We start from the raw sequence: 24,563 nt of genomic DNA, 5'->3' as shown, positions 1-24,563 counted from the left end.
ATATCTCGGACAGGTCGAACATAGAGCGCGCACTTTCTCATTTTGGAAAACGGAATGGCCGATATGTCCCTGGTGGCCTCCCACCTGCAGCGCCTCGAAGCGGAATCCATCCACATCATGCGTGAGGTGGCGGCGACGATGTCGAAGCCGGTCATGCTCTATTCGATCGGCAAGGATTCGGCCGTCATGCTGCATCTGGCCATGAAGGCCTTCCATCCGGGCAAGCCGCCCTTTCCGCTGCTGCACGTCGACACGACCTGGAAGTTCCGGGAGATGATCGCCTTTCGCGACCGGATGGCCGCCGATCTCGGCTTCGATCTTCTGGTCCACATCAACGAGGAAGGCGTCAAGGAAGGCATCGGCCCGTTCACGCACGGGTCCAACACCCACACCCACATCATGAAGACGGTGGCGCTGCGCCAGGCGCTCGACCGATACGGCTTCGACGCCGCCTTCGGCGGGGCCAGGCGCGACGAGGAGAAGAGCCGGGCCAAGGAGCGCATCTTCTCCTTCCGCGACGGCCAGCACGGCTGGGACCCGAAGAACCAGCGGCCGGAGATGTGGAACATCTACAACACCCGCGTCGCCCCCGGCGAATCGATCCGTGTCTTCCCGCTGTCCAACTGGACCGAACTCGACATCTGGCAGTACATCCTGCAGGAGAACATCCCGATCGTTCCCCTCTATTTCGCGAAGGAGCGCCCGGTGATCGAGCGCGACGGCATGCTGATCATGGTCGACGACGACCGGATGAAGCTGCTGCCGGGCGAGACCGTGCAGAACCGCAAGGTCCGCTTCCGCACGCTGGGCTGCTATCCGCTGACCGGGGCGATCGATTCCGAGGCCGAGACGCTGGAGGAGATCGTCGAGGAGATGCTGGTCGCCCGCACCTCCGAGCGGCAGGGCCGCATGATCGACCGCGACGAGGCCGGGTCGATGGAAAAGAAGAAGCGCGAGGGCTATTTCTGATGAACGACAGCGCCACGCTGGCCGCCGGGGTTCCCTCGGAGCTCCGCGCCTATCTCGCCGAGCAGGAGAACAAGTCGCTCCTGCGCTTCCTCACCTGCGGATCGGTGGACGACGGCAAGTCGACGCTGATCGGGCGGCTGCTCTACGACACCAAGCTGATCTTCGAGGACCAGCTGGCGGCGCTCGAGAAGGATTCGAAGAAGCACGGCACCACCGGCGAGGACATCGATTTCGCATTGCTGGTCGACGGACTGGAGGCCGAGCGCGAACAGGGCATCACCATCGACGTCGCCTACCGCTTCTTCGCCACCACGAAGCGCAAGTTCATCGTCGCCGACACGCCGGGCCACGAGCAGTACACGCGCAACATGGCGACCGGCGCCTCGACGGCCGACCTGGCGATCGTGCTGGTCGACGCCCGCAGCGGCATCCTGCGCCAGACGCGCCGGCACTCCTTCATCGCCTCGCTGCTCGGCATCCGCCAGATCGTGCTCGCGGTGAACAAGATCGACCTCGTCGGCTACGACCGGGAGGTCTTCGGCCGGATCGCCGAGGAGTATCTCGAGTTCGCAAGGGACCTTGGCTTCGAGGCGATCGTGCCGATCCCGATCTCGGCCCGCTATGGCGACAACGTCACCACCCGTTCCACCAACATGGCCTGGTATTCCGGCCCGACGCTGCTCGACCATCTCGAACAGGTGCCGGTCGGGCATGTCGAGGCGGAAAAGCCGTTCCGCTTCCCGGTGCAGTACGTCAACCGCCCGAACCTCGACTTCCGCGGCTTCAGCGGCACGATCGCCTCCGGCACGGTTTCGAAGGGCGATCCGGTGGTGGTGGCGAAGTCCGGCAAGGCGTCGAAGGTCGCGCGCATCGTCACCCATGGCGGCGACCGCGAGAGTGCCGCCGCCGGCGACGCCGTGACGATCGTGCTTGCGGACGAGATCGACGTGTCGCGCGGCAACATGCTGGTCGCTCCCGCGGCGCGCCCGCACGTGGCGGACCAGTTCACCGCCGACGTCATCTGGTTCGACGAGCATCCGCTGATGCCGGGACGCACCTACATCCTGCGCACCCAGAGCGACCAGTGCGCCGCCTCGGTGACGACGCTCAAGCATCGGATCGACGTCAACACCTTCGCCCACGAGGCGGCGAAGTCGCTGGAGCTCAACGAGATCGGCTCGTGCAACATCTCCACGCAGCAGCCGGTCGCCTTCGACATCTATTCGGACGACCGCGCCACCGGCGCCTTCATCCTGATCGACCGGATGACCAACCGCACGGTGGGCGCCGGACTGATCCGTCATCCGCTGCGGCGTGCCTCCAACGTCCACTGGCAGGCGCTCGACATCGACAAGCAGGCGCGGGCGCTGCAGAAGCACCAGAAGCCGGTGGCGCTGTGGTTCACCGGGCTGTCCGGCTCCGGCAAGTCGACCGTGGCGAACCTTCTGGAGAAGAAGCTGCACGCGGAGGGTCGCCACACCTACATCCTCGACGGCGACAACATCCGCCACGGGCTCAACCGCGACCTCGGCTTCACCGAGGAGGACCGGGTGGAAAACATCCGCCGCGTGGCCGAGACCGCCCGGCTGATGGTCGACGCGGGCCTGATCGTGCTCGTCTCCTTCATCTCACCCTTCCGGGCGGAGCGGCGCATGGCGCGCGAACTCTTGGGCGAAGGCGAGTTCGTCGAGATCTTCGTCGACACGCCCTTCGAGGAATGCGCCCGGCGCGACCCCAAGGGGCTCTATGCCAAGGCGCTGAAGGGCGAGATCACCAACTTCACCGGCGTCGATTCGCCCTACGAGGCGCCCGAGAACGCCGAAATCCACCTCAAGACCTCCGGCCGCACGCCCGAAGACCTCGCCGAGGAGATTGGCACCTGGCTGAACGACAAGGGAATCGCCTGAACCGATGAGCGACACCGCACGAAACGACGGGGCGATCCTGGCGCTGTTCGAAGAACTGGCGCTCAAGGCCGGCAAGGCGATCATGGAGGTCTACGATGCGGGCTTCGTGACCGACACGAAGGCTGATTCCTCGCCGGTGACCGAAGCCGACCGCGCGGCCGAGAAGATCATCCTCGCCGGACTGCGCGACAGGCTGGAAGGCGTCGTCTGCGTCGCCGAGGAAGAGATCTCGGCCGGCACGGTGCCGGGCGATCTGGGCTCCGAATTCATCCTGATCGACCCGCTCGACGGAACGAAGGAGTTCATCGGGCGCAAGTCGGACTTCACCGTAAACATCGCCCTGGTTCGCGATGGAAAGCCGGTGATCGGCGTGGTCTTCGCCCCGGCGCGCGGGGACATCTATTCCGGCCGTCCGAGTCATGCGACCCACGGCCGCGTCTCCAGGTCCTTCGCGATCGAGGAGACCGAGGAAATGTCGGTGCGCGCCGCCGCCACTCCTCCGAAGGTCGTCGCCAGTCGGTCGCACCGAACGCCGGAGACCGACACCTTCATCGAAAAGTTCCCGGGCGCGGAAACCGTCTCGGTCGGATCGTCGCTGAAGTTCTGCCTGCTCGCGAGCGGCGAGGCCGATCTCTATCCGCGCTTCGGCCGCACGATGGAGTGGGACACGGCGGCGGGCGACGCGGTGCTGCGCGCGGCGGGCGGGGCGACGCGCCTGACCGACGGCGGGGCTTTCGTCTACGGCAAGCGCAAGCAGGCCGAAGACGTTGATTTCGCCAACCCATGGTTCGTGGCGGTAGGCGATGCGGCCCTGCTGGGCTCGATCGGCGGCGGTTGAGACGGCACCGCCAGTCCTCCCACGAATACTGCAAACGACGTAGCGTCGAACGTCGATCGGCCTTCGCGCCTCACAGATCCTTGTATTTCCGCATCCAGCGGCGGTCGTTACATTCCTTGACGGTCCAGACCCAGTCGCCCTGTGCGTAGAGCCAGCCGCGCGAGGCGATGGCGTGTTTGCCGCCGGTCGAGATGAGGGCGAGGTGGCGCTTCTGCGGGTGCCACGGGCGGGGCGACTCTCCCAGTGCGACGTGGCGGAGGTTGCGCGCCAGCGGCGGGCCGGCGCGCACGGCGTAGACGCCGGCCTTCTCGCGCGGCGTTTCCACCAGGGCCGCGCAGTCGCCTGCCGCGAAGACGGTAGTGTCGCCGAGCGACTGGAGGGTCGGCCCGACCATCACGAAACCTTTCTCGTCAAGGTCGAGACGGGTGTTCCGCAGCCAGCCCGGCGCAGCGGCGTGGGTCGTCACCAGCACGGCGTCGGCGGGTAGCTCTTCTCCGTCGGCGGTGATCACCGCGTCGGCGCGGACCTCGCGCACCCGGGCGTTCTCGACCAGGCGCACGCCCTGTTCGGCGAACGTCTTGCGGAAGGCCTGCTGCACACGATCGTTGTGGGTGGGCAGGATCGCGCTGCCGGTCACCAGCGCGAAGGTGAAGGCGTCGGGCGTCACACCGTTCGCCGGCGCGTCGCGGAGCAGGCGGTGCCTGAGCGACAGGATGAGTTCCACGCCCCCTGCCCCGCCGCCGATGCCGACGATGCGTCGCGGACCGCCGGTCTCGTAAAGCCGGCCCAGAAGCGCGTCGAACTTTTCCAGGAACCTGCCGATCGGCTTGACCGTGATGCCGTGCTCGGCCGCACCCGCGATCCTGTCGAGCGCCGGCGTGATGCCGACGTCAAGGGAGACGACGTCGTATGGCAGGGTCGCGCCGTCGGCGAGAAGCAATCGCCGCGCCGCGCGGTCGAGACCGGTCGCGGTGGCGTGGACGAGGCGCGTGCCGGTGGCCGCGCAGAGCTTTTCCAGATCGATGTAGACCTCGTCGCGGCGATAGAGGCCGGCGACGAGACCGGGCAGCATGCCCGAATAGGGCGTGTCGAGATCCTTCGTCACCAAGGTCACCCGGATGCGAGGATCGGGGCGGCTTCCGAACGCCTTCAGGACGTGAACATGGGCGTGGCCGCCGCCGACCAGCACGATGTCGCGGACCGCCTCCGCCCTGCCCTCCTCCGCCGCCTGCGGGGATGGTGTGCCGGTCATGCCGGTGTCATGCGGCGCGGTCAGCCGGCCTTGCGCTTTCGCGTGCGGTCGCGGCCGAGGCCGGTTTCGTCGAGCAGGCCGGCCCGCTTGGCGTCGTAGTAATAGCCGCGGGCGTAGAACTGCACCGCCCGGTCGTGATTGCCGCCGGCGACCATGTAGGCGCCGCGCAGGTAGCGGACGGCGTAGCGCAGGTTCGTCTCGGCATCGAGCAGGCCTTCGGCCGGGCCATCATAGCCCATGCCCCGGGCGGTCGCGTGCTTGATCTGCATCAGCCCCCAGTGGCCGCGATTGTAGGCGGCGGGGCGGAAATTGCTCTCGCGCTTCACCACCCGGCGCACCAGATCCTCCGGCACCTCGTATTCGGCGGCGTAATGGGTGATAAGCCGGTCGACCTTGGCACGCTCGTCGGGGCTCGCGACGGCCGGCGCGAAAGCTACGGCGGCCGCGCTGATCGACGACGGCGTCGGTCCGGCATAGGCGGCCTTGATCTCGGGCGTCGGGTGGAGGACGGCCTCCTCTTCGGCGAGCGAAAGAATCGGCCCTTCGGCGGGAAGCACCGGATCGGCCATGGGCGCAACCGATAGCACGGTCGCGGCGTCGACGCCGCTGGTGCTGCAGCCCGCGCTGGCGAGCAGCGGGAGGCAGAGGGCGCCGAAAATGAGATGTCGTACGGAATGCACCGCGTCAGCCTTGCCGTCTCGTCGTCCCGCCCGGATTTTCCTTACCGGAGAGACGCTTGCCGGGCAAGGGCCGGTGGCGGTCGTCCGGCCAGGGTCGTTCGAAGCGGTGGACGGCATGAAGTTCCTTGTTTGTTCCGATATCCGGATATGCTAGGAGGCCAGCATGAGGAGCACGGCGGAGGCGGGATGAGACCGGCAGCCATGGGCCATCACCTGGTCGAGACGCGGTTCGGGCCGGTCGGGATCGCGTGGAGCGAGCACGGGCTGACGCGGCTGCAGCTTCCCGGCCGGGACGCGGCCGAGACCGAGCGGCTGCTGACCATGCCGCGCAACGGGTTCCACAATGCCGAGTGCCGCGCCGATGCCAAGGTGATCCTGGAAGCGCTGCTGCCGCCCGCGATGGCGCAGCTGGCGGGGAGCCTGAAGCGCTATGCGGCCGGCGAGCGCGTGGATCTTCGCGCCGTTCCGGTCCACCTTCGCGGCGTGGGCGATTTCCGCAAGGCGATCTACCGCGAAGCCCGGACGATCGGTTTCGGAGAGGTGACGACCTATGGCGAACTGGCCGAGCGCGCCGGGCATGCGGGCGCTGCGCGCGAGACGGGCCAGGCAATGGGCTCGAACCCGTGTCCGCTGGTGATCCCGTGCCATCGCGTGCTTGCCGCCGGTCGCAAGCCGGGCGGATTTTCTGCGCCCGGAGGCGTTTCGACCAAGACGCGCCTGCTTTCGCTCGAAGGTGTGCGGCTCGGGCCGGACGCGCCCGCCCAGACGAGCTTCGGCTTCTGATGCGCGCGGGGCTCATCGGCGGGCTCAGTTGAACAGGACGTCGTCGTCGTAGTTGACCGGCTTGCAGGCGCGCACGAAGCACTGCGCCTTGTCGGCCGTCGGTATCCAGTCGTTGGCGGCGTATTCGCCGACCGCGCAGAAGCCGCCGTGCTCGACGTATCGGTCGTAGAGGGTAAGGCTCGGCTTGCGCTTCGACGGATAGCGCAGGATCACCGCCCCTTCCCGCGCCACGGCCGACTGCACCTGGGCGCAGCTCATGTCGAGCGAATTGTAGCGCGAAATCGCCTGCGCGGGCGCCGCCACGGCGGCGAGCGCGATCGTCAGTGCAACAAGTTTCATCGGACCTCCTCGCGCGCGGCCGGCTCTGCTGGCGCGCGCCCGTTCCTTCTTGACGGCCATTCAGTCCCAGCATTGCGGCGAGGTTGCGGCGACGGCAGACCCGCGCCCAACGCCCGACGCGCCGCGCGGCGCATTCGCCGCCCGGCCATCCGGATCAAATGTCGGACGTTGGCCAGCAACGGCATTCAGGAGGTGTCGATGCAGGGGATAATCCAGCCAAACGGCGCGGTGAGGCACGCACGGGCATCGGACCGCAGGGCTCGCCGGCTAAGGACGATCACCCAGCCGTCGTCCAGGTCAGCTGGGTCCAGCATGGCGAAGACGAGCGACGCGAGCGCGCGCAGGCGCATGGCGATCGCCATCGCGTCTGCCGGGCCGTACCCCGTTTCGGGATCGCCATGGACGTAGAAAACATCCGCCTCGAACGTCTCGGCCACAAACAACAGCGCCACCGCCTCGGCGTGTCGCAGGATGCACAGCACGACGAAACGCACCGGGAAGGACCGGCCGGCGGCCCGCTCTGCCATCACGGCGAACGAGACGAGCAGCGCCACAATGCGCCTCATCGTCCGATCGTCCAGTGTTGCAGCCATGCCCGCGCCTCGTGAAACCGGTGGGCATTGTGGCGTGGGTGGGTTGGGGTGTGGATGGAACAGGGACAGAATTCGCCCAAGGTGTTGGTATTGTTGCAGGCGGAGGTCCGGCTTTTGCACAGCGATACGAGAAAATACTAGCTCGCCTATAAACGCCATCACCGTTATAAATAGCCGGTACCGAACATCGGACCAGCTTGTGAGCATGCTGTTCGCTCATGAAAATTGCCGCTGTCGCCATCCTGAGTTTGTATGAATAATAAATGGATATTCAATTTGCCCGCCTCAAATCGTAGGCAGCACGATTTTTTCCCGATGATATATGCTTAAAGAAATTAAAGATAAACAATTCTATCTTCAGATAAGGAGAGCACATGGATAATACTAATATTCCGCTGAAGCACGCAGATATGATATCTGTTGTGAAGAGGACGAATTTAAGGCCGAATGTTGACAACTTTCTTCTACCCGTATTCGAGTGCATCTCAAATGCATACCACTCTATTACCGAGCGCTTCGATACCAAGCAATTAGCGAAAGGAAAGATCGAGATTGAAATCAGCCTTTCACCTGTATTTGCTTCGATAAAAGACAATGGGGTCGGCCTCACCGAAGATAATTTTGATGCCTTTCTTACCCCCTTCACTGGTCATAAACTACGAAAAGGCGGAAAAGGTTTCGGACGATTTATTTCCTTTAAGGTTTTTAATGAAATATACTACGCTTCACGGAGTAAAAAGGACACCGCTTTCGAAACGAGGGCATTTTCGTTCGATATTTTTGCGCCTCCGGAAATTAAGTTCACCAACGTAGACACAATTTTTATTGATGATACTGGCTGTTCTGTCCGATATTCTGGAGTAAAACCTGATTTTGTGAATGTCGTGGAAAATATCAATCCCGATCAAATTGTAGATCGAATCATTCGCTATTTTCTTCCTTATTTTGTTTCCGGCAGAATGCCCCAGATATCTCTTAGTATAGATGGAACAATTTACGACGCTGCCGACCGATTCAAAAATCTATTTAGCTCCGAAGTGACGTTGAATGAGACGATCGAGATAGATGGCGAACTGCACGACTTTGAAATAGGAACTTCACTCTCCGAGAAAGGAAACCTATTCCCGAGGCATGCGATGCTTTTGTTTGCGGACGGCCGAATAATTGGTAGCGGCAGAAGCCTGGAAGGTAAGATCGGAACTCCCTCGTTTCTTGGGAGAGACGGCAAAAGCCGCGTCGTAATCGCAAGTGTTAGTGGAGAATTTCTGAATAATCGCGCGAACACGGCACGGACGGACGTAGAAGCAAATGAAGATGAGATTGACGCAATTGCAAATCGTGTCGCTGAACTCGTACTCGATCAACAGAACGAGTATCGAGAGGCTCGTCGTACCGATCAAGCAAAAAGCCTTGTCTCCGTCTTCGTGAGGAACCCTTTGTTGAGGACCGCCTTGAAGGGAGCCCCCGCTGACTACGTCCGTTCGAAGCCCATGAGTTGGGGAGCAGAGCAATTTGTTTCGGACCTTGCCCTACGGAGGTATCGAGATCAGGGCAGATGGGAGAAGGAGCTAGAAGAGAAAACAAGAGATTTTGAGTCTCTGAAAGCGGCTAGAGAGGAGATACTTTCTCACATCGAGCAAGAGAACAAGGAAGCTCTTGCGGCGTACGTAGCTCATCGTCGCACCGTCATAGACTTGGCGGAGAAGGTAATTGGAGTGCGCGAGGATGGTCGAACAAGTCTTGAAGATGTATTCCATGATATTGTGTATCCTCGACATAAAGATAGTGAAAACATAAAGTTTTATCAGCATAATTTGTGGATGATTGATGAAAGACTTGCATTTGTAACGTACATCTCCAGCGACAGAACTATTCATGGAGGGCGGCGACAGGCGGGAGATAAAGTTGCGGACTTGATAATGTTCGAGGAGTGCGCTGTATATCGAAACAGCGATGCCAACTCCATTGTCCTCGTGGAATTCAAACGACCCGGGCGAAATGACTATTTTTTTGGTGATTCGAAGAAGGATCCGATTCAGCAAATCTACGAGACTATTGCGAAAATTCGGACGGATGGAAGTTTGATCTCTGCAAGCGGGTCGCGCATACAAGTTCCGGAAGGTACTCGAATCTTTAGTTATTTGGTCGCGGATATAGAGCCAACATTGAGAACGGTAATTGATGATCATGATTTCAACGTTTCCTGGGATCATCAAGGGTTCTTTCGTTACCATGAACGACGCGATGCTTTTGTCGAGGTGTTGGGGTACGAAAAACTAGTCTCCGATGCCAAGAAGAGAAATAGCGCGTTCTTTGAGGTTTTAATGGGAGATATTATTTAGAGAGTTTTTGCCTGTCTGTGGGCTTTGTCCGCAGGAGTTGGATGAAACTCCCACTTCCGTTTTGGGACCAGAGAAATTGCGCGCTATCTCACCCACGCCCGATACTCCTCCAGCAGCCCCTCAAACTCCTCCATCGCAGGGAACTCCTCGAAGCTCCTCTCCGCGCCCGTCTCCGCGAATGGCAGCTTCGTGCTGGTAAAGGTCTCCATGAAGGGCCGGAACCAGGCGGTGTCGTCCAGCATGGTCGGCCGCACGTTCACGAACCAGTCCATGCCTTCGGCGCGCGTGAACATCCAGGTCATGCAGTGGTCGCAGAAGAAGTGGTGGCTCTGGGGCCCGTGCAGGCCGCCGATGACGGGCTCTCCCTTGGTCACCTCGAAGCCGTCGGCCGGGATCATGGCCGTCAGCGAATAGGCGCTGGCCGACATCTTCTGGCAGCCGCGGCAGTGGCAGGCGCTGGTGGCGATCGGCGGTTTCGACACGCGCATTTCGACCCGGCCGCAGCGGCACGAGCCCGAGAGCGGAAGAGGCAGTTTTTGCATCGCAGTCTCCATTTCGTCGGCGGCGGACGGTGCCATGCTGGCGCAGGCTCCGACCTCCCCCCATCCCGACCGTGTCGAAAAATCAATTCCGCCGGTAGAGCCAGAGCGTCACCGGCGCCAGCAGCAGCGTGAGCAACACCGGCGCGGCCAAGGCCAGAAGCACCTCGCTGCCGCTCGCGGTGCCGGCCATCAGGCCGCGCAGCGCGGTCGTCATGTGCGAGACGGGGTTTCGTACCACGAAAGCCTCGAGCCAGGCCGGCATCGTCTCGGGCTGCACCATGATGTTGGAGGCAAAGACCATCGGGAACATGAAGGTGAAGCCGACCGTCATCACCGTCATCGGCGTGCGGATGATCAGTCCCAGCACGATGAAGATCCAGCCCGTGCCGAAGCCGATGGCGAAAAGCAGCAGGAAGGAAGCGACGACGCCGGCAACACCCGCCTGCGGCCGGTAGCCTAGCGCCAGGCCGACGCCGAGGATGATCATGCCCGCGATCAGGTGGCGCAGGACGTCTCCCACCATCAATCCGGCAAAGGGCGAGAGCTGCCAGATCGGCAGCGAGCGGAAGCGCTCGAACAGGCCTTTTGTCAGGTCGGTCGAGAGCCCGACGCCGGAATAGACCGAGTTGAACATCACCGTCTGCACCAGGATGCCCGGCAGGAAGAACTGCAAATAATCGCCCGGCGAACCGGCCAGCGCGCCGCCGAACACGAAGGTGAAGAGCAGCGTGAACATGAGCGGCGTCATGATCAGGTCGAAGAGCTGCTCGGGCAGATGGCGGAATTTCAGCACCGCGCGCCAGCCGAAGGTGAGCGCGTTGGAGAACGCGCCGGCCGGCCGCGGCGGCGCCACGGTGGACAACATCGAGGGCGACCGCGCGGTCATGGCGTCACCTCCACGGGTCCTGCGTCGTCGCCGGCGGCCTCGTCGGCCGGCGCGCCGGTGAGAGCGAAGAACACCTCGTCCAGGCTCGGCGCGCCCATCGAGAAGTCGGCGATCTCGATGCCCGACGCGATGAGCGCCGCGATCGCTTCGTTGGCCTGCCTCGCCGATGCGGTCATGACCGAAAGGCGCGCGCCTTCGGCGTTGCGCTTCACCGTGCCGCCGAGCCGGGCGGCCAGATGTTCGGCCGCCTCGTCGAGGCGCGACGGGTCGGCCGGCGTCACGTGCAGGTAGCCGGAGCCGGTCGCGGCCTTCAGCTCGCGGCTCGTGCCTTCGGCGATCTTGCGGCCGTGGTCGATGACGGCGATGCGTGCGGCAAGCTGGTCCGCCTCCTCGAGATACTGCGTGGTGAGCAGGATGGTGACGCCGCCGGCCGCCAGGTCGCGGATCATGCGCCACACGCCCTGGCGCGCCTTCGGGTCGAGCCCGGTCGTCGGCTCGTCGAGGAAGAGCACGCCGGGCGTCACCACCAGCGAGGCTGCGATGTCGAGCCGCCGGCGCATGCCGCCGGAGAAATCCTTCACCTGGCGCCGCGCGGCCCCCGTCAGATCGAAGGCGGAAAGCAGTTCGTCCGCCCGCTCCCGCGCGGCGCGGTGACGGAACCCCCAGAGCCGCGCCAGCAGGATGAGGTTCTCGCGCCCGGTCAGGTCCTCGTCCAGCGAGGCGAACTGGCCGGTGAGCGCGATCGACGCGCGCACGGACTGCGGCTCGGTGAGCAGATCGTGGCCCATCACGGTTGCCTGGCCCGCGTCGGGCGTCAGCAGCGTCGCCAGCATGCGGATCAAGGTCGTCTTGCCAGCACCGTTGGGACCCAGCACGGCGAAGATCATGCCGCGCGGCACGTCGAGGTCGACGCCGTCGACCGCCTTCACCGCGCCGAAATGACGGACGAGCCCGCGCGCGAAAATGGCGAGCGGTGCATCGGGCGCCGGGGACGCCGGGGCCGCGGCCTCATGAAAATTCCTGACAGTCTCGTTCATCGCAATCTCTCAAGACCGCCCCCGGTAAGACCGCCCCGCCGTTCGGAAGCGGGCCACATACAGGAAGTTGCAGGTTTTTGAAGGAGGGGCGGGAGGATGCTAACAGAGGAGGCACCTCTCCGTCTCCCCTTTCGGGACCTCAGGGACGATCGAGCTCCCGAAACGAAAAAAGGCCGGGGGTGACCCGACCTTTCCATCGTTGCGCCGTCACGGGCGATGCCAGTTCATCCGTGGTCATGCGACCGGAGACGCGGGCCGCACTCGGTGGTCCGGTGCGGCTGGGTGAACCAATAGCGGGCTCATGTGACGAGCCGATGACGGTTTGCCGGGAGCGAGCCGGCTCCGTTGCCCGCCCCGCGAGTGCGGTCGGCTCAGGTGCCCTGCCCGCGCTTGACCGCCTTCTTCTTCGGGGCGGCCTTCTTCTTGGGCTCGTCGACGGGCGCCTCGGCTTCCTTGGCGAGGCGCGCCAGGCGCAGGCGCTCGGTCTTGGCCTCGCGCTTGTTCAGTTCGGCGTCCATGATCTCGCGCGCCACGCGCGTGGTGGTGTCGGCCTTGGCTTCGTGCTTGGAGAGTTTCGGCGCAAAGGCCGCTTCGGGGGCGAATGGGTTCTGCATCGATGTGCTCCTCTGATGAAAAAAGGCCGGGGGTTTCCCCGACCTTCTCTTCAGCGCCTCCACGGTCGCGCCAGTACATCCGTGGTCGGACCGGAGGCGCCTGAAACTTATGCCGCCTGCAGGTTTTCGGCCGAGCTCCTGCCGTCGCGATTGCTCTTGACCACCTCGTAGGAGAGCTTCTGGCCTTCCACGATGGTGTTCATGCCCGCGCGCTCAACGGCGGAGGCGTGAACGAATACGTCCTGGCCGCCGGCGTCGGGCTGGATGAAGCCGAAGCCCTTGGTGGCGTTGAAGAACTTTACCGTTCCGGTTTCCATGTCGATTTCCTTTCAAATCGGCGTTTGATCCGCCGGCCGGCCGCGTGCCGGGCCCGGTCGGGCATCGAAATCGAGAAGGAGAACCGAACGCGCCGGGGCGCGATAGCAATTGTTCGTCAAGAAGATCGATGGCTCAGATATAGGGCGCGGAGCGGCGCTCTTCAATGCCCGCCGGAGGCCGTGGGCCGTCCCCCGCCGCGGTTTCCGCGATCGCGGAATAGGATCCCCCACTGGAATGAGGAAACATCGTCGGCGTGCGTCGCGGATCCCGAAAGCGTATCTCCCACGCGATCTGGCAACATTCGGGTGCGGCTCACCCCCTGTCCCTGGACGAGGCTTGGACGGGGGATTTTTCCCGGCTCCCGGAACGGCTTGCCCCTACAATGCCTCCCCGGGAGCCGGCGACTCTCCCGGGCGGTCTCCTGACGCTCTGCTGTCAGGAGCGGCGTGCTAAGTCTTCGGCCTGATCGAGCCGCACCCGGAATTGCCACCATGCTGACTTTCTACCACGCCCCCTGGTCCCGCTCGTCCGGCGTCTTCTGGCTGCTGGAGGAACTCGGCGTCGACTACCGGATGGAGATCGTCGACATCCGCGCCAAGGGCGGCGTGGACGAGGCCTACCGGTCGATCCAGCCCAACAAGAAGGTTCCGGCGATCGTGCATGACGGCGTGACCATCACCGAACGGGCGGCGATCTGCATCCATCTGGCCGACGCGTTTCCGCAGGCCGGACTGGCGCCGGCGATCGGCGATCCGCGCCGGGGGCCTTATCTCACCTGGATGGTCTACAGCGATTCCGTGTTCGACCCCGCCGTCGCGGCGCGCGCGCACGGGCTGACCTATGGCAGCAACGACTATTCCTTCGGCTTGTTCGAAGACCTGGTGGGCAATCTCGAGCGGCATCTTTCCGCGAACGCGTTCGCCGCCGGGGACGCCTTCACTGCCGCCGACACGCAGCTTGCGAGCGGCATCGGTTTCACAATGAACATCATGAAGGTGCTGCCGGATAAGCCGGTCTTCCGAGACTACCTCGCCCGCGCAACAGGTCGCCCCGCCTATGGCCGCGTGCAGGAAAAGGACGCCGAACTGGCGCGGCTGCATCCGTGGGAGCAGAATTTCGGCTGACCCGCCGGGAGATCAGCCGTTGTAGCCGAATTTCTCGGCCGCTTCGTCCGGCGTGTAGTAGCCCATCGCGACGTCGCGCCTGACGAGGGCCGGATCGCGCTCGCGCGGGTCGCCATAGCCGCCGCCGCCCGGCGTGCCGACCGCGACGCGGTCTCCGGGCTGCATGGGAATGTCCTGTTCCTTGGAAAGATGTTTCGGGACGTGCGCCTCGCCGCCGCGCCACACGGTGACGGTGTTGACCGCGCCGTCCTCGCCGCCCAGTGCGCCTTGCGGGCCGAAGCGTCCATGGTCCATGACGAAGGAGGCGCGCGCCTCGCCGCGCAGGAGTTCGATCTCATAGCTTAAGCCGAAGCCGCCGCGGTGTTTCCCGGCTCCGCCGGAGCCTTCGCGCAGGGCATAGTGGCGGTAGAGGATCGGGTAGGCCTGCTCCATCACCTCGATCGGCGGCGACTTGGAGATGCCAATGGTGGAGCAGCCGTTGGAAAGCCCGTCATGGTCCGCATTGCCGCCATAGCCGCCGCCCGAGAGCTGGTAGAGCACGAAACCGCGGCCCCGCGCCGGGTCGAAGCCGCCGAGCGCGAAATTGCCCGACGAGCCGGCGGGCGCGGCGGTGACCCGGTCGGGGATCGCCTGGACGAGCGCGGCGAAGACGGCCTCGGCGATGCGCTGCGAGACCTCCGCCGCGCAGCCGGACACAGGGCGGGGATAATGCGCGTCGAGGAAAGTGCCTTCCGGCCGCTTCACCACCAGCGGCTCGAAGGCGCCGGCGCTGATCGGCACGTCGGGGAAGACGTGGCGCATGGCGAGGTAGACGGAGGAGAGCGTGGTGGCGAGCACGCTGTTCATCGGCCCTGTGCACGGCGCGCTGGAGCCGGAGAAGTCGAAAGAGAGCGTCTCGCCGGCCTTTTCGACGGCGAGCGCAATGGTCAGCGGCTCGTCGACGACGCCATCCGAATCGACATAAGCTTTCGAACGGTAGACCCCGTCGGGGATCTCGGCGATGCGAGCGCGCATCTGGTCGGCGGCACGGCGGCGCAGTTCCGCGATGGCCTCGGAGATGGTGGCGTCGCCGTAGCGGTCGAGAAGCTGGCAGAGCCGCTCCTCCCCCACCATCAGGGCCGCGGCCTGGGCTTTGATGTCGCCGATGCGCTGGTCCGCGATGCGGATGTTGGAAGCGATGATGGCGTGGATCTCGGGATCAAGTTTGCCGCGCTTGAAGAGTTTGACCGGCGGCAGGCGCAGGCCCTCCTGCTCGACCGCGGTGGCGGAGGCCGAGAAGCCGCCGGGCACCGAGCCGCCGATGTCGGGCCAGTGGCCGGTGTTGGAGAGCCAGCAGAAGATCTTTTCGCCGCGCCAGACCGGCATGGCGAAGCGCACGTCCATCAGGTGTGTGCCGCCGAGATAGGGGTCGTTGACGATGTAGATGTCGCCCGGCTCGGGCGGCTGGCAGCGGCCATCGGCAATCATCTCGATGATGGTGCGGGTGGAATACTGCATGACGCCGACGAAGACCGGCAGGCCTCCGATGCCCTGCGCGATCAGCGATCCGTCCTCGGCGGAATAGATGCCGTCGGAGCGGTCGTTGGCTTCCGCGATCACCGGCGAGAAGGCGGCGCGCGAGAAGGTCAGGTCCATCTCGTCGCAGACCTGCGCAAGGCCGGCCTGGATGACGGAAAGCGTGATGGCGTCGAGCGAGCTCATGCGGACTTTCCCACCTCCACGATCAGATTTCCGTCGACATCGGAGCGGACCCGGTCGCCGGGCTCGATGACGGTCGTGGCGTCCATCTGCTCGACGATCGCCGGTCCCTCAAACGACGCGTCGAGCGGCAGTCTTTCGCGGTCGTAGACGGGGGTATCGTGCCATGTGCCGTCGAACCAGACGGGCCTCGTGTGGAGAAGCGCGTCGGCGAGCGCGGCGCCCCGGCCGGAGGGATCGATGAGCGTCGACAGGTCGACCGGCGCGCGTTCGCCAATGATGGAGGTGTTCAGATTGACGAGATTGGCGCGGATTTCCGGCAATTCGACCTTGAAGCGCGCGAAATAGGCCTTTTCGAACAGCGACTGCAGCACGTACCGGTCGACGGCGGCTGAGGGAAGCGGCACGTTGAGAAGGTGAGTCTGGCCGACGAACTGCATGTCGGCGGAATGGACGATCCGAACCGCCGCCGGCTTGACGGCTTCGCGGCCGATGGCTTCGCGTCCCTCGGCGGCCTGGGTCTCGAGGATGTCGCGCACCGCCGCCTCGTCGAGGCCGGCGACGGGCTGGTTGACCGTGCGCACGAAGTCGTGGCGCAGGTCGGCGACCACGCAGCCGAGCGCGTTTGTAATGCCGGGCCGTGCCGGGACGATAACCCTGGGGATTCCGAGTTCGCGGGCGAGCGCGGTGGCGTGGAGCGGGCCGGCGCCGCCGAAGGCGAAGAGGGCGAAATCGCGCGGGTCGTTGCCGCGCGCGATCGACACCATGCGCACCGCGCCCGCCATCTTGGTGTTGGCGATGGTCAGCACCGCGCCGGCGGCGGTCGTCGCGTCGACGCCGAGCCGTTGCCCGAGCGTGCGGGCAAATGTATCGCGGATGAACTCGACGTCGACGGCGCCGTCGACCGAAAGGAGCTTCTTCGCATTCAACCGTCCAAGCAGCAGGTTAGCGTCCGAGATGGTCGGCTCCGTCCCGCCGCGCCCGTAGCAGATCGGGCCGGGCATGGCGCCCGCGCTCTCCGGTCCGACGCGCAACAGGCCGGCGTCGTCCACCCGCGCGATCGATCCGCCTCCGGCGCCGACGGTGTGCACATCCACCATTGGCACGTGGATCGGCATGGCGTACTCGATCTCGATCTCGTTCGAGACGGCCGGCTGGGCGCCGCGGATCAGGGCGACGTCGGTGGAGGTGCCGCCCATGTCGTAGGTGATGACGTTGGCAAAGCCGGCGCGGCGCGCGGTGTAGGCCGCCGCCATGACGCCCGAGGCGGGCCCCGACATCACGGTCTTGGCCGCCTCGCGGGTGACCAGGCCGGCCGAGATCATGCCGCCATTGCCGTTCATGACCAGAAACTCGCGGGCATAGCCGCGCGACTGCAACTCCGCCCGCAGGCGGCCGACGTAGCGTTCAAGGATCGGCTGGACCGAGGCGTTGACGGCGGCCGTGACGCCGCGCTCGAATTCGCGGGCTTCCGACAGCAGCGCGTGGCCCATGGTGACGTGGCCGTTCGGCCAGAGTTCGGCCGCGAGCTCGGCAGCGCGCAGTTCGTGCACCGGATTGGCATAGGCATGCAGGAAGTGGATGACGAGGGATTCGCAGCCGGCATCGAGCAGCTTGCGCACCGCCGCCTTCACCTCCTCCGCGTCGAGAGGCACGCGCACGGCGCCCGACGCCTCGATACGCTCCGCGACTTCGAGCCGCAGGTCGCGCGGAATGACCGGCACGAAAACGCCGGTCATGCCGTAGGCTTGAGGCCGGGTGCGCCGCCCGAGTTCGATCACGTCGCGGAAGCCGGCAGTGGTTATCATGCCGGTCCTGGCCAGCCGGCGCTCCAGCACCGCGTTGGTCGTGGTGGTGGTGCCGTGCACGAGGAGATCGATGCCGGCAATCGGAAAATCGATCGATTCCAGCGCCTTGACGACCCCGAAGGCCTGGTTGTCGAGCGTGGTGGGCGTCTTTGCGAGGCGGACCTTGCCGCCGTCGCGACCGTCGATGAGGATCAGGTCCGTGAACGTTCCGCCGACGTCCACGCCCGCGACCACTGCGGCCGGTGAAACGCCGGTTTTCTCGTCCATGGCGGATTCCCGAAACGTGCGCCCTACGGATCAGGCGCCATTTGGAATGGGCGTCTACCCCTGCGCCTTGACCCGATTTTCATTTGTATACTAATAAATTCACCGAGCAAGAGAGAGGTTTTCGACGCCTCGTCCACCTACTTGGGCCGCTTGCGGAACCGTCGCCAGTGGTCATGCCGAACGTACTCCAGACACGAGGGTCGAGCCGATGATTCCGGTTCCCGCCAACGCCAATGCCGAGCCGCTGAAGTTCCCGATTCCGGCGAACGTCCACGCCGAGACGGTGGTTTCGGTGAAGCACCATACCGATCGTCTGTTCTCGTTCCGCATCACGCGCCCGCAGAGCTTTCGTTTCCGCTCGGGCGAGTTCGTGATGATTGGCCTGCCGAACGCGGAAAAGCCCGTGTTCCGCGCCTACTCGATCGCGAGCCCGGCCTGGGACGACGAACTGGAGTTCTACTCGATCAAGGTGCCAGATGGTCCGCTGACGTCGGAGCTGCAGAAGATCGTGCCGGGCGACACGGTGCTCCTGCGCCAGAAGTCGACGGGCACGCTGGTGGTGGACGCGCTGAAGCCCGGCAAGCGTCTGTGGATGATCGCGACTGGTACCGGCATCGCGCCCTTCGCCAGCCTGATCCGCGATCCCGACACCTACGAGAAGTTCGAAGAGATCGTGCTCACCAACACCTGCCGCGACATCGCCGAACTGCAATACGGCGACGCGCTGTTTCAGAGCGTGTCGCAGGACCCGCTGATCGGCGAGCTGACGCAGGGGCGGCTGTCCTACTACGCCTCCACCACACGCGAGTCCTCCGCGCGCAACGGCCGCATCACCGACCTGATCGCTTCGGGCAAGCTCTTCGCTGACCTCGGCGTGGCATCGTTCGATCCGGCAGTCGACCGGGTGATGATCTGCGGCTCGCTGGACATGATCCGCGACGTGAAGGACCTCGTCGAGAAGGCCGGGCTGGTGGAAGGATCGAACGCGGCACCCGCCGATTTCGTGGTCGAGCGCGCTTTCGTGGGATGATGGCGGCGCGAGGTCGCGGTCGCGCGTCCTTGTAGAGGGATTTGAATGACTGATCCCTCTCGTGCGCTACACGAAAAAAGCCCTGCCGCGGTCACGCGGTCAGGGCTTGTTCTGTGTCAGGGGTCTTCCTGAACTGCCGGACAAAACTTCCGGTCATGTTTCGGGCGCTGCGCGATCTGGATCGACGGCCCGACTACAGTCTCTGATTGTGATGTGAACGGCGGGTCGGGGGAACGGCCGCTTCCCCGGCGCCCTCGCGCCTATGCCCGCCGCGGCTCCGCGGCATTCGAGCGGAGCCAGATGGGACTGTCCGGTGGAGTCATTCCTCTCTCCTCTGCCTGTTGCATCCGCGTCGCTTCGCGCTCGAGCCTCCTGCGTCGTCTCGCTGGGGCCCCGCTTCTAGCGATCGGCCCCGAATGGAGGCGTTCGCGAAGGACATTTGGAGAGTGACTCCAGGGTCCGGGCCTGTCAACGAAATCCGCCGCCCCGACGCAAAACGTGATCGCATGTTTCAAGCCGGTCCGCCGGTTATGCACAGGGCGGTGTCAGGAGGCTGTTGCCTTTTTGTTCCTTGCCCTTGCCCCGCTGCGGCATTCGCGGCTAACTCGTTGCGGCGTGCGCGCGCGTCCCTCGACGGAGCGGCGAAAAATCCTACATGGGGGTGCTGCGGGATCGTTGCCCGCATCCTTCCTCCCGAGACCAAGCACGAGGCTGCGACCGGCCATGGCCGACCAGAAATACATTTCCATCCGCGGCGCGCGCGAGCACAATCTCAAGAACGTCGATCTCGACATCCCGCGCGACAGTTTGACCGTCATGACCGGCCTGTCGGGCAGCGGAAAGTCCTCGCTCGCCTTCGACACCATCTATGCCGAGGGCCAGCGGCGCTACGTCGAGAGCCTGTCGGCCTATGCGCGGCAGTTCCTGGAGATGATGCAGAAGCCCGACGTCGACCAGATCGACGGCCTGTCGCCGGCCATCTCCATCGAGCAGAAGACCACCTCGCGCAACCCTCGCTCTACCGTCGGAACGGTCACCGAGATCTACGACTACATGCGCCTGCTCTACGCGCGCGTCGGCGTGCCCTATTCGCCGGCCACCGGCCTGCCGATCGAGAGCCAGACGGTGTCGCAGATGGTCGATCGCGTGCTGGCGCTCCCGGAAGGCACGCGGCTCTTCGTCATGGCGCCCATCGTGCGCGGCCGCAAGGGCGAGTACCGCAAGGAACTGGCCGAGCTGCAGAAGAAAGGCTTCCAGCGCGTTAAGGTCGACGGCGCCTTCTACGAGATCGCCGACGCGCCGACGCTGGACAAGAAGTACAAGCACGACATCGACGTCGTGGTCGACCGCGTCGTCGTGCGCGGAGACCTTGCCGCCCGGCTGGCGGATTCCATCGAGACCGCGCTGCGCCTCGCCGACGGGCTCGCCATCGCGGAATTCGCCGACCGGCCCCTGCCGGCCGAGGAGACGTCGGGCGGCGGCGGCGCCAACAAGTCGCTCAACGACACGCACGAGCGCCTGCTCTTCTCGGAAAAATTCGCCTGCCCCGTCTCCGGCTTCACCATTTCGGAGATCGAGCCGCGGCTGTTCTCCTTCAACAATCCCTTCGGCGCCTGCCCAACCTGCGACGGGCTTGGCAGCCAGCGCGCCATCGATCCCGACCTCGTCATCCCCGACGAAAATCTCACGCTGCGCGCCGGCGCCGTCGCCCCCTGGGCGCGCTCCACCTCGCCCTATTACGGCCAGACGCTCGACGCGCTCGGCAAGGTATTCGGCTTCAAGGTCGGCGACCGCTGGTCGGACCTGTCCGACGAGGCGCGCCACGCCATCCTGCACGGCACCGGCTCGCGCCAGGTCACCTTCGCCTATGACGACGGCCTGCGCTCCTACAAGACCACCAAGACCTTCGAGGGCGTGATCCCCAATCTGCAGCGGCGCTGGAAGGAGACCGAGTCGGCCTGGAGCCGCGAGGAGATCGAGCGCTACATGTCGGAGACCCCCTGTCCGGCCTGTTCCGGCTACCGCCTCAAGCCCGAGGCGCTGGCGGTCAAGATCGACGGCCGCCACATCGGCGAGGTCACCGCGCTATCGATCCGCAAGGCCGGCGACTGGTTCGAGACCCTGCCGCAGGCGATGAACGCCAAGCAGAACGAGATCGCCGCGCGCATCCTCAAGGAAATCCGCGAGCGCCTGCGTTTTCTCAACGACGTCGGCCTCGATTATCTCGCTTTGTCGCGCAATTCCGGCACGCTGTCCGGCGGCGAGAGCCAGCGCATCCGGCTGGCCTCGCAGATCGGCTCCGGTCTCACCGGCGTGCTCTACGTGCTCGACGAGCCCTCGATCGGCCTGCACCAGCGCGACAATGCGCGCCTGCTCGATACGCTGAAACACCTGCGCGACATCGGCAACACCGTGGTGGTGGTCGAGCACGACGAGGACGCCATCCGCACCGCCGACTACGTGGTCGACATGGGCCCGGCCGCCGGCATCCATGGCGGCCGCATCGTGGCCGAAGGCACGCCGGCCGAGATCATGGCCAACCCGAAGTCGCTCACCGGCCAGTACCTCTCCGGCGACCTCGCCATCCCGCTCCCCGAGCAGCGCCGGCCGCTGAAGAAGGGCCGCCGGCTCAAGGTGGTCAACGCGCGCGGCAACAATCTGAAGGACGTCACGGCCGAGATCCCGCTCGGCACCTTCACCTGCGTCACCGGCGTGTCGGGCGGAGGAAAATCCACCTTCCTGATCGAGACGCTCTTCAAGGCCGCCTCGCGCCGCATCATGGGCTCGCGCGAGCACCCGGCCGAGCACGAGCGCATCGAGGGCCTGGAATTCCTGGACAAGGTCATCGACATCGACCAGTCGCCCATCGGCCGCACCCCGCGCTCGAACCCCGCCACCTACACCGGCGCCTTCACGCCGATCCGCGACTGGTTCGCAGGCCTGCCCGAGGCCAAGGCGCGCGGCTACCAGCCCGGCCGCTTCTCCTTCAACGTCAAGGGCGGCCGCTGCGAGGCCTGCCAGGGCGACGGCGTCATCAAGATCGAGATGCACTTTTTGCCCGACGTCTACGTCACCTGCGACGTCTGCCACGGCAAGCGCTACAACCGCGAGACGCTCGACGTCACCTTCAAAGGCAAGTCGATCGCCGATGTGCTCGACATGACGGTGGAGGAAGGCGCCGACTTCTTCGCCGCCGTGCCGTCCGTGCGCGACAAGATGGAGACGCTGAAGAAGGTCGGCCTCGGCTACATCCACATCGGCCAGCAGGCCACCACGCTGTCGGGCGGCGAGGCGCAGCGCATCAAGCTCGCCAAGGAACTCTCCCGCCGCGCCACCGGCAAGACCCTCTACATCCTCGACGAACCCACCACCGGCCTGCACTTCCACGACGTGGCGAAACTGCTCGAGGTGCTGCACGAGCTCGTCGACCAGGGCAACACGGTCGTCGTCATCGAGCACAACCTCGAAGTGATCAAGACCGCCGACTGGGTCCTCGACCTCGGCCCCGAAGGCGGCGACGGCGGCGGCGAACTGCTCGTGGCCGGACGTCCGGAGGACGTGGTGGCGGTGGAGCGGAGCTATACGGGGCAGTTTTTGAAGGAGCTGCTGGAGAGAAGGCCGGCGGGAGGGAAGAGGCAAGCGGCGGAGTAGAGGGTTAGCCAACGCAGAGCTCGTGCTTATCTAACGTCGCCACCGCTCCATCGGCCACGGCGAAACCCGCCGGGTGGCGACGACCGGTCGCGTCCGCAGCCGGGACCGGGCCGCCCGCCGCTATTCCTCTTCGCCCAGATACCGGAACGTCAGCGCGTCCCAGTCTTCGGTCTCGAGGAAGGTGAGCAGGGCGTTGTTGACGGCTTCGCGCATCGGGCTGCCCTGCGGCAGGGCGATGCCGTAGTCCTGGCGGCCGAAGGTACCGCTCAGCACCTCGGTCTCGCCGTCGTCCATATCGGCCGCGAGATATTGCAGCAGCGGCTTGTCGTAGACGAAGACGTCGATGCGACCGTCGGCGACGGCGTCCATGCCCTGCGCGACGGTGTCGAAGTTGCGGAAGTTCACCCGCCGCTCGGCGAGCCAGATCTCGCTGGCCGAGCCCTGGATGGAGCCGACCAGAGCTTTCGGCAGGTCGTCGGGGCCGCGGATGGAGCCCGAGATGCGGTCGGCCGTCAGCGCCGAGGCGATCATGCCGGTGAAGGTCGAGGTGATGATGATGGCGGTGAACATCCACACCAGTGCCACCGCCCGCCCGCTCGGCGTGCGCGGCGCCTTGTCGCCGTAGCCCACCGTGGTCATGGTGACGGCCGACAGCCAGAAGCCCGAGCCGAGCCCCTTCCACCACTTGCCGCCGAACTCGTCGGCGTTGCGCTTGCGTTCGAACAGCCAGAACAGGAACCCCACCACCGCGATCACGGCGGCGAGCAGCAGCACCGCCTGGAGGAACTGCCACGACAGGAGCCCGAACAGCATGCCCAGCCAGTTCACCCGCTCCTGCGAGACCGCAAGGCCGAAGCCCGTGGTGTAGAAGGGATGGGAGAAATCGACGACCGCCTCGCGCTCGGGCGTGATGGTCAGCGCCGCGACCGCCGCGTCGTATCGGCCGTCCTCGACGCCGTCGATCATGTCGGCCAGCGAGGCTTCCTCGAAGCGGTAGTCGAGCTGCAGGTCGCGTGCGATGTGTTCCCAGAGCGCGATGGAGATGCCCGACCATTTGCCGTCGGCATCCCTCATGGCGAAGGGCGGCGCCTCGCGCGTCGCGACCGTCAGCGTCTCGGTCGCCAGCACCTGCGCCCGCGCGCCGGTGGCCGCGAGCCCCATGGCAAGGGCGAGCGCCAGCATCAGCGCCCGCGGCATTCCAGTCGATCTCATTCGTCCTCGTCCCCGCTCGTGAACCGCAATGCGCCGCTACATAGGGCGGACGCAGAAGGAGACGAGTTCGGGTCGTCAGCGATACGGCGAGAGGCAGACGCGGCGCGGGCCGTGATAGGGCTGGAAGGTGTCGCTGCGCGGATCGTAGGAGCGGTAGCGCGCGAGGCACCAGTCGACGTGCATCGAGGGCGCCGCGCGGAACGCCCGCACGACGGGATCGCCCGCGTCCAGACGATGGATCGGGATCGGGTAGCCTGCCAGATCGTGCGGGTAGCCCGGCAGATGGTTCGGATGGTAGCTGTAGTATTGCGCCACGCCCGTGCCGATCCAGGGCGGCTGCCGATACCAGGGCGCGCCGTGGGTCTCGTGGACATGGATGACGACCGGGTGCCGGTGATGGTGCCGCTCCCCCGCGCCGGCCGGCGATACCGCTCCTGCTGCCGTTGCGGCGAGGACTGCCGCGGTGAAGGCGCCTTTCGACATGTTCCCCTCCTTGGGAGATCGTTTCGTGGCGGCTCAACAGGCGTGCGGCGCGCGCGGTTCCCCGGCACCGCCGCGCAGGCTTAATGCTTCGCAAACGCCATCCGCGAAGTTCGCTATGTCTGTCAGGAGCGTCTGCGCGATCCGCCTTCGCCCCATGGACATCGCTGCCGCTCGTGGGCCATGACTTCCG

Annotated in this window: 21 protein-coding genes; 8 read left to right on the top strand and 13 right to left on the bottom strand. The window is 65.1% G+C overall.

Translation table 11 applies throughout. The features are described from left to right. Positions 1 to 63 precede the first annotated feature (63 nt). The 3 genes from cysD to cysQ are packed head-to-tail and all read left to right on the top strand — an operon-like array spanning position 64 to position 3,714. Positions 64 to 969: a sulfate adenylyltransferase subunit CysD gene (gene cysD / locus BSQ44_RS13765; RefSeq protein ID WP_072608056.1), complete on the top strand. Its 906-nt coding sequence runs from the start codon at positions 64 to 66 to the stop codon at positions 967 to 969. Further along, positions 969 to 2,876 (top strand): sulfate adenylyltransferase subunit CysN, encoded by a 1,908-nt coding sequence (gene cysN / locus BSQ44_RS13760; protein ID WP_072605084.1) that lies wholly within the window; start codon positions 969 to 971, stop codon positions 2,874 to 2,876. Before cysD ends, cysN begins: the two co-directional genes overlap by 1 nt. Before the next feature lie 4 nt (positions 2,877 to 2,880). Next, on the top strand, positions 2,881 to 3,714 hold the full coding sequence (gene cysQ, locus BSQ44_RS13755; RefSeq protein ID WP_072605082.1) for a 3'(2'),5'-bisphosphate nucleotidase CysQ: 834 nt from the start codon (positions 2,881 to 2,883) through the stop codon (positions 3,712 to 3,714). 70 nt (positions 3,715 to 3,784) lie between these two features. On the opposite strand, the gene BSQ44_RS13750 is transcribed toward cysQ, so the two are convergent. Continuing rightward, positions 3,785 to 4,966 (bottom strand): FAD-dependent oxidoreductase, encoded by a 1,182-nt coding sequence (locus BSQ44_RS13750; RefSeq protein ID WP_072605080.1) that lies wholly within the window; start codon positions 4,964 to 4,966, stop codon positions 3,785 to 3,787. A 20-nt stretch (positions 4,967 to 4,986) separates the two neighbouring features. Beyond that, entirely contained in the window at positions 4,987 to 5,646 is a 660-nt protein-coding gene (locus BSQ44_RS13745; protein ID WP_235633237.1) for a lytic transglycosylase domain-containing protein, read from the bottom strand. 186 nt (positions 5,647 to 5,832) lie between these two features. Between BSQ44_RS13745 and BSQ44_RS13740 the strand changes: the two genes are divergently transcribed. Then, positions 5,833 to 6,429 (top strand): methylated-DNA--[protein]-cysteine S-methyltransferase, encoded by a 597-nt coding sequence (locus tag BSQ44_RS13740; protein WP_072605078.1) that lies wholly within the window; start codon positions 5,833 to 5,835, stop codon positions 6,427 to 6,429. Between the two features lie 24 nt (positions 6,430 to 6,453). Here BSQ44_RS13740 and BSQ44_RS13735 read toward each other — a convergent pair whose 3' ends face one another. Together BSQ44_RS13735 and BSQ44_RS13730 are read right to left on the bottom strand one after the other, a co-directional pair. Next, positions 6,454 to 6,768 carry a hypothetical protein gene (locus BSQ44_RS13735; RefSeq protein WP_072605075.1) on the bottom strand — a complete coding sequence of 105 codons (315 nt, stop codon included), beginning with the start codon at positions 6,766 to 6,768 and terminating at the stop codon, positions 6,454 to 6,456. A 185-nt stretch (positions 6,769 to 6,953) separates the two neighbouring features. Further along, positions 6,954 to 7,361 (bottom strand): hypothetical protein, encoded by a 408-nt coding sequence (locus tag BSQ44_RS13730; protein WP_072605073.1) that lies wholly within the window; start codon positions 7,359 to 7,361, stop codon positions 6,954 to 6,956. Between the two features lie 374 nt (positions 7,362 to 7,735). Here BSQ44_RS13730 and BSQ44_RS26885 point away from each other — a divergent pair, with 374 nt between their 5' ends. After that, positions 7,736 to 9,703, top strand: a complete 1,968-nt coding sequence (locus BSQ44_RS26885) for a hypothetical protein (protein ID WP_157894593.1) — start codon at positions 7,736 to 7,738, stop codon at positions 9,701 to 9,703. An 83-nt stretch (positions 9,704 to 9,786) separates the two neighbouring features. Here the strand turns inward: BSQ44_RS26885 and BSQ44_RS13710 are convergent, their stop codons facing one another. From BSQ44_RS13710 to BSQ44_RS13690, 5 genes are all read right to left on the bottom strand, one after another. Beyond that, entirely contained in the window at positions 9,787 to 10,245 is a 459-nt protein-coding gene (locus BSQ44_RS13710; RefSeq protein ID WP_072608054.1) for a GFA family protein, read from the bottom strand. A gap of 82 nt (positions 10,246 to 10,327) precedes the next feature. After that, positions 10,328 to 11,131 (bottom strand): ABC transporter permease, encoded by an 804-nt coding sequence (locus tag BSQ44_RS13705; RefSeq protein ID WP_072605064.1) that lies wholly within the window; start codon positions 11,129 to 11,131, stop codon positions 10,328 to 10,330. Then, positions 11,128 to 12,168, bottom strand: coding sequence for an ATP-binding cassette domain-containing protein (locus BSQ44_RS13700; protein WP_072605062.1), 1,041 nt, complete (start codon positions 12,166 to 12,168; stop codon positions 11,128 to 11,130). The genes BSQ44_RS13705 and BSQ44_RS13700 overlap by 4 nt, the downstream gene beginning before the upstream one ends. A gap of 371 nt (positions 12,169 to 12,539) precedes the next feature. After that, positions 12,540 to 12,782: a hypothetical protein gene (locus BSQ44_RS13695; protein ID WP_072605060.1), complete on the bottom strand. Its 243-nt coding sequence runs from the start codon at positions 12,780 to 12,782 to the stop codon at positions 12,540 to 12,542. Positions 12,783 to 12,889: 107 nt separating this feature from the next. Further along, a complete protein-coding gene (locus BSQ44_RS13690) occupies positions 12,890 to 13,099 on the bottom strand; it encodes a cold-shock protein (RefSeq protein WP_072605058.1) in 210 nt (69 codons plus the stop codon). A 492-nt stretch (positions 13,100 to 13,591) separates the two neighbouring features. Between BSQ44_RS13690 and BSQ44_RS13685 the strand changes: the two genes are divergently transcribed. Further along, complete coding sequence (locus BSQ44_RS13685) at positions 13,592 to 14,224, top strand: glutathione S-transferase family protein (RefSeq protein WP_072605056.1); 633 nt, start codon at positions 13,592 to 13,594, stop codon at positions 14,222 to 14,224. 12 nt (positions 14,225 to 14,236) lie between these two features. Here BSQ44_RS13685 and BSQ44_RS13680 read toward each other — a convergent pair whose 3' ends face one another. Together BSQ44_RS13680 and BSQ44_RS13675 are read right to left on the bottom strand one after the other, a co-directional pair. Continuing rightward, positions 14,237 to 15,925 (bottom strand): hydantoinase B/oxoprolinase family protein, encoded by a 1,689-nt coding sequence (locus BSQ44_RS13680; RefSeq protein WP_072605054.1) that lies wholly within the window; start codon positions 15,923 to 15,925, stop codon positions 14,237 to 14,239. Beyond that, on the bottom strand, positions 15,922 to 17,997 hold the full coding sequence (locus BSQ44_RS13675) for a hydantoinase/oxoprolinase family protein (RefSeq protein WP_072605052.1): 2,076 nt from the start codon (positions 17,995 to 17,997) through the stop codon (positions 15,922 to 15,924). The genes BSQ44_RS13680 and BSQ44_RS13675 overlap by 4 nt, the downstream gene beginning before the upstream one ends. Before the next feature lie 208 nt (positions 17,998 to 18,205). Here BSQ44_RS13675 and BSQ44_RS13670 point away from each other — a divergent pair, with 208 nt between their 5' ends. Together BSQ44_RS13670 and uvrA are read left to right on the top strand one after the other, a co-directional pair. Then, complete coding sequence (locus BSQ44_RS13670; protein WP_072605050.1) at positions 18,206 to 19,027, top strand: ferredoxin--NADP reductase; 822 nt, start codon at positions 18,206 to 18,208, stop codon at positions 19,025 to 19,027. A gap of 723 nt (positions 19,028 to 19,750) precedes the next feature. Then, positions 19,751 to 22,678 carry an excinuclease ABC subunit UvrA gene (uvrA, locus tag BSQ44_RS13665; protein WP_072605048.1) on the top strand — a complete coding sequence of 976 codons (2,928 nt, stop codon included), beginning with the start codon at positions 19,751 to 19,753 and terminating at the stop codon, positions 22,676 to 22,678. Between the two features lie 120 nt (positions 22,679 to 22,798). Here the strand turns inward: uvrA and BSQ44_RS13660 are convergent, their stop codons facing one another. Together BSQ44_RS13660 and BSQ44_RS26340 are read right to left on the bottom strand one after the other, a co-directional pair. Then, the gene (locus BSQ44_RS13660) at positions 22,799 to 23,890 is read right to left on the bottom strand and encodes a transporter substrate-binding domain-containing protein (protein ID WP_083534735.1); all 1,092 of its coding nucleotides are present in this window, start codon (positions 23,888 to 23,890) and stop codon (positions 22,799 to 22,801) included. Positions 23,891 to 23,965: 75 nt separating this feature from the next. After that, positions 23,966 to 24,373, bottom strand: coding sequence for a BA14K family protein (locus BSQ44_RS26340; protein ID WP_083534734.1), 408 nt, complete (start codon positions 24,371 to 24,373; stop codon positions 23,966 to 23,968). Between the last annotated feature and the right edge of the window lie 190 nt (positions 24,374 to 24,563).

It is taken from the genome of Aquibium oceanicum (genome assembly GCF_001889605.1).
Taxonomy (GTDB): Bacteria; Pseudomonadota; Alphaproteobacteria; order Rhizobiales; family Rhizobiaceae; genus Aquibium; species Aquibium oceanicum.
This window is presented reverse-complemented; position numbering and strand designations above follow the sequence as displayed.

What these genes read in the sequence shown, in the direction of transcription:
- cysD (WP_072608056.1), top strand. Translation starts at nt 64, where the DNA reads ATGTCCCTGGTGGCCTCCCACCTGCAGCGCCTCGAAGCGGAATCCATC.
- cysN (WP_072605084.1), top strand. Translation starts at nt 969, where the DNA reads ATGAACGACAGCGCCACGCTGGCCGCCGGGGTTCCCTCGGAGCTCCGC.
- cysQ (WP_072605082.1), top strand. Translation starts at nt 2,881, where the DNA reads ATGAGCGACACCGCACGAAACGACGGGGCGATCCTGGCGCTGTTCGAA.
- BSQ44_RS13750 (WP_072605080.1), bottom strand. Translation starts at nt 4,966, where the DNA reads ATGACCGGCACACCATCCCCGCAGGCGGCGGAGGAGGGCAGGGCGGAG.
- BSQ44_RS13740 (WP_072605078.1), top strand. Translation starts at nt 5,833, where the DNA reads ATGAGACCGGCAGCCATGGGCCATCACCTGGTCGAGACGCGGTTCGGG.
- BSQ44_RS13735 (WP_072605075.1), bottom strand. Translation starts at nt 6,768, where the DNA reads ATGAAACTTGTTGCACTGACGATCGCGCTCGCCGCCGTGGCGGCGCCC.
- BSQ44_RS13730 (WP_072605073.1), bottom strand. Translation starts at nt 7,361, where the DNA reads ATGGCTGCAACACTGGACGATCGGACGATGAGGCGCATTGTGGCGCTG.
- BSQ44_RS26885 (WP_157894593.1), top strand. Translation starts at nt 7,736, where the DNA reads ATGGATAATACTAATATTCCGCTGAAGCACGCAGATATGATATCTGTT.
- BSQ44_RS13710 (WP_072608054.1), bottom strand. Translation starts at nt 10,245, where the DNA reads ATGCAAAAACTGCCTCTTCCGCTCTCGGGCTCGTGCCGCTGCGGCCGG.
- BSQ44_RS13705 (WP_072605064.1), bottom strand. Translation starts at nt 11,131, where the DNA reads ATGACCGCGCGGTCGCCCTCGATGTTGTCCACCGTGGCGCCGCCGCGG.
- BSQ44_RS13700 (WP_072605062.1), bottom strand. Translation starts at nt 12,168, where the DNA reads ATGAACGAGACTGTCAGGAATTTTCATGAGGCCGCGGCCCCGGCGTCC.
- BSQ44_RS13695 (WP_072605060.1), bottom strand. Translation starts at nt 12,782, where the DNA reads ATGCAGAACCCATTCGCCCCCGAAGCGGCCTTTGCGCCGAAACTCTCC.
- BSQ44_RS13690 (WP_072605058.1), bottom strand. Translation starts at nt 13,099, where the DNA reads ATGGAAACCGGAACGGTAAAGTTCTTCAACGCCACCAAGGGCTTCGGC.
- BSQ44_RS13685 (WP_072605056.1), top strand. Translation starts at nt 13,592, where the DNA reads ATGCTGACTTTCTACCACGCCCCCTGGTCCCGCTCGTCCGGCGTCTTC.
- BSQ44_RS13680 (WP_072605054.1), bottom strand. Translation starts at nt 15,925, where the DNA reads ATGAGCTCGCTCGACGCCATCACGCTTTCCGTCATCCAGGCCGGCCTT.
- BSQ44_RS13675 (WP_072605052.1), bottom strand. Translation starts at nt 17,997, where the DNA reads ATGGACGAGAAAACCGGCGTTTCACCGGCCGCAGTGGTCGCGGGCGTG.
- BSQ44_RS13670 (WP_072605050.1), top strand. Translation starts at nt 18,206, where the DNA reads ATGATTCCGGTTCCCGCCAACGCCAATGCCGAGCCGCTGAAGTTCCCG.
- uvrA (WP_072605048.1), top strand. Translation starts at nt 19,751, where the DNA reads ATGGCCGACCAGAAATACATTTCCATCCGCGGCGCGCGCGAGCACAAT.
- BSQ44_RS13660 (WP_083534735.1), bottom strand. Translation starts at nt 23,890, where the DNA reads ATGAGATCGACTGGAATGCCGCGGGCGCTGATGCTGGCGCTCGCCCTT.
- BSQ44_RS26340 (WP_083534734.1), bottom strand. Translation starts at nt 24,373, where the DNA reads ATGTCGAAAGGCGCCTTCACCGCGGCAGTCCTCGCCGCAACGGCAGCA.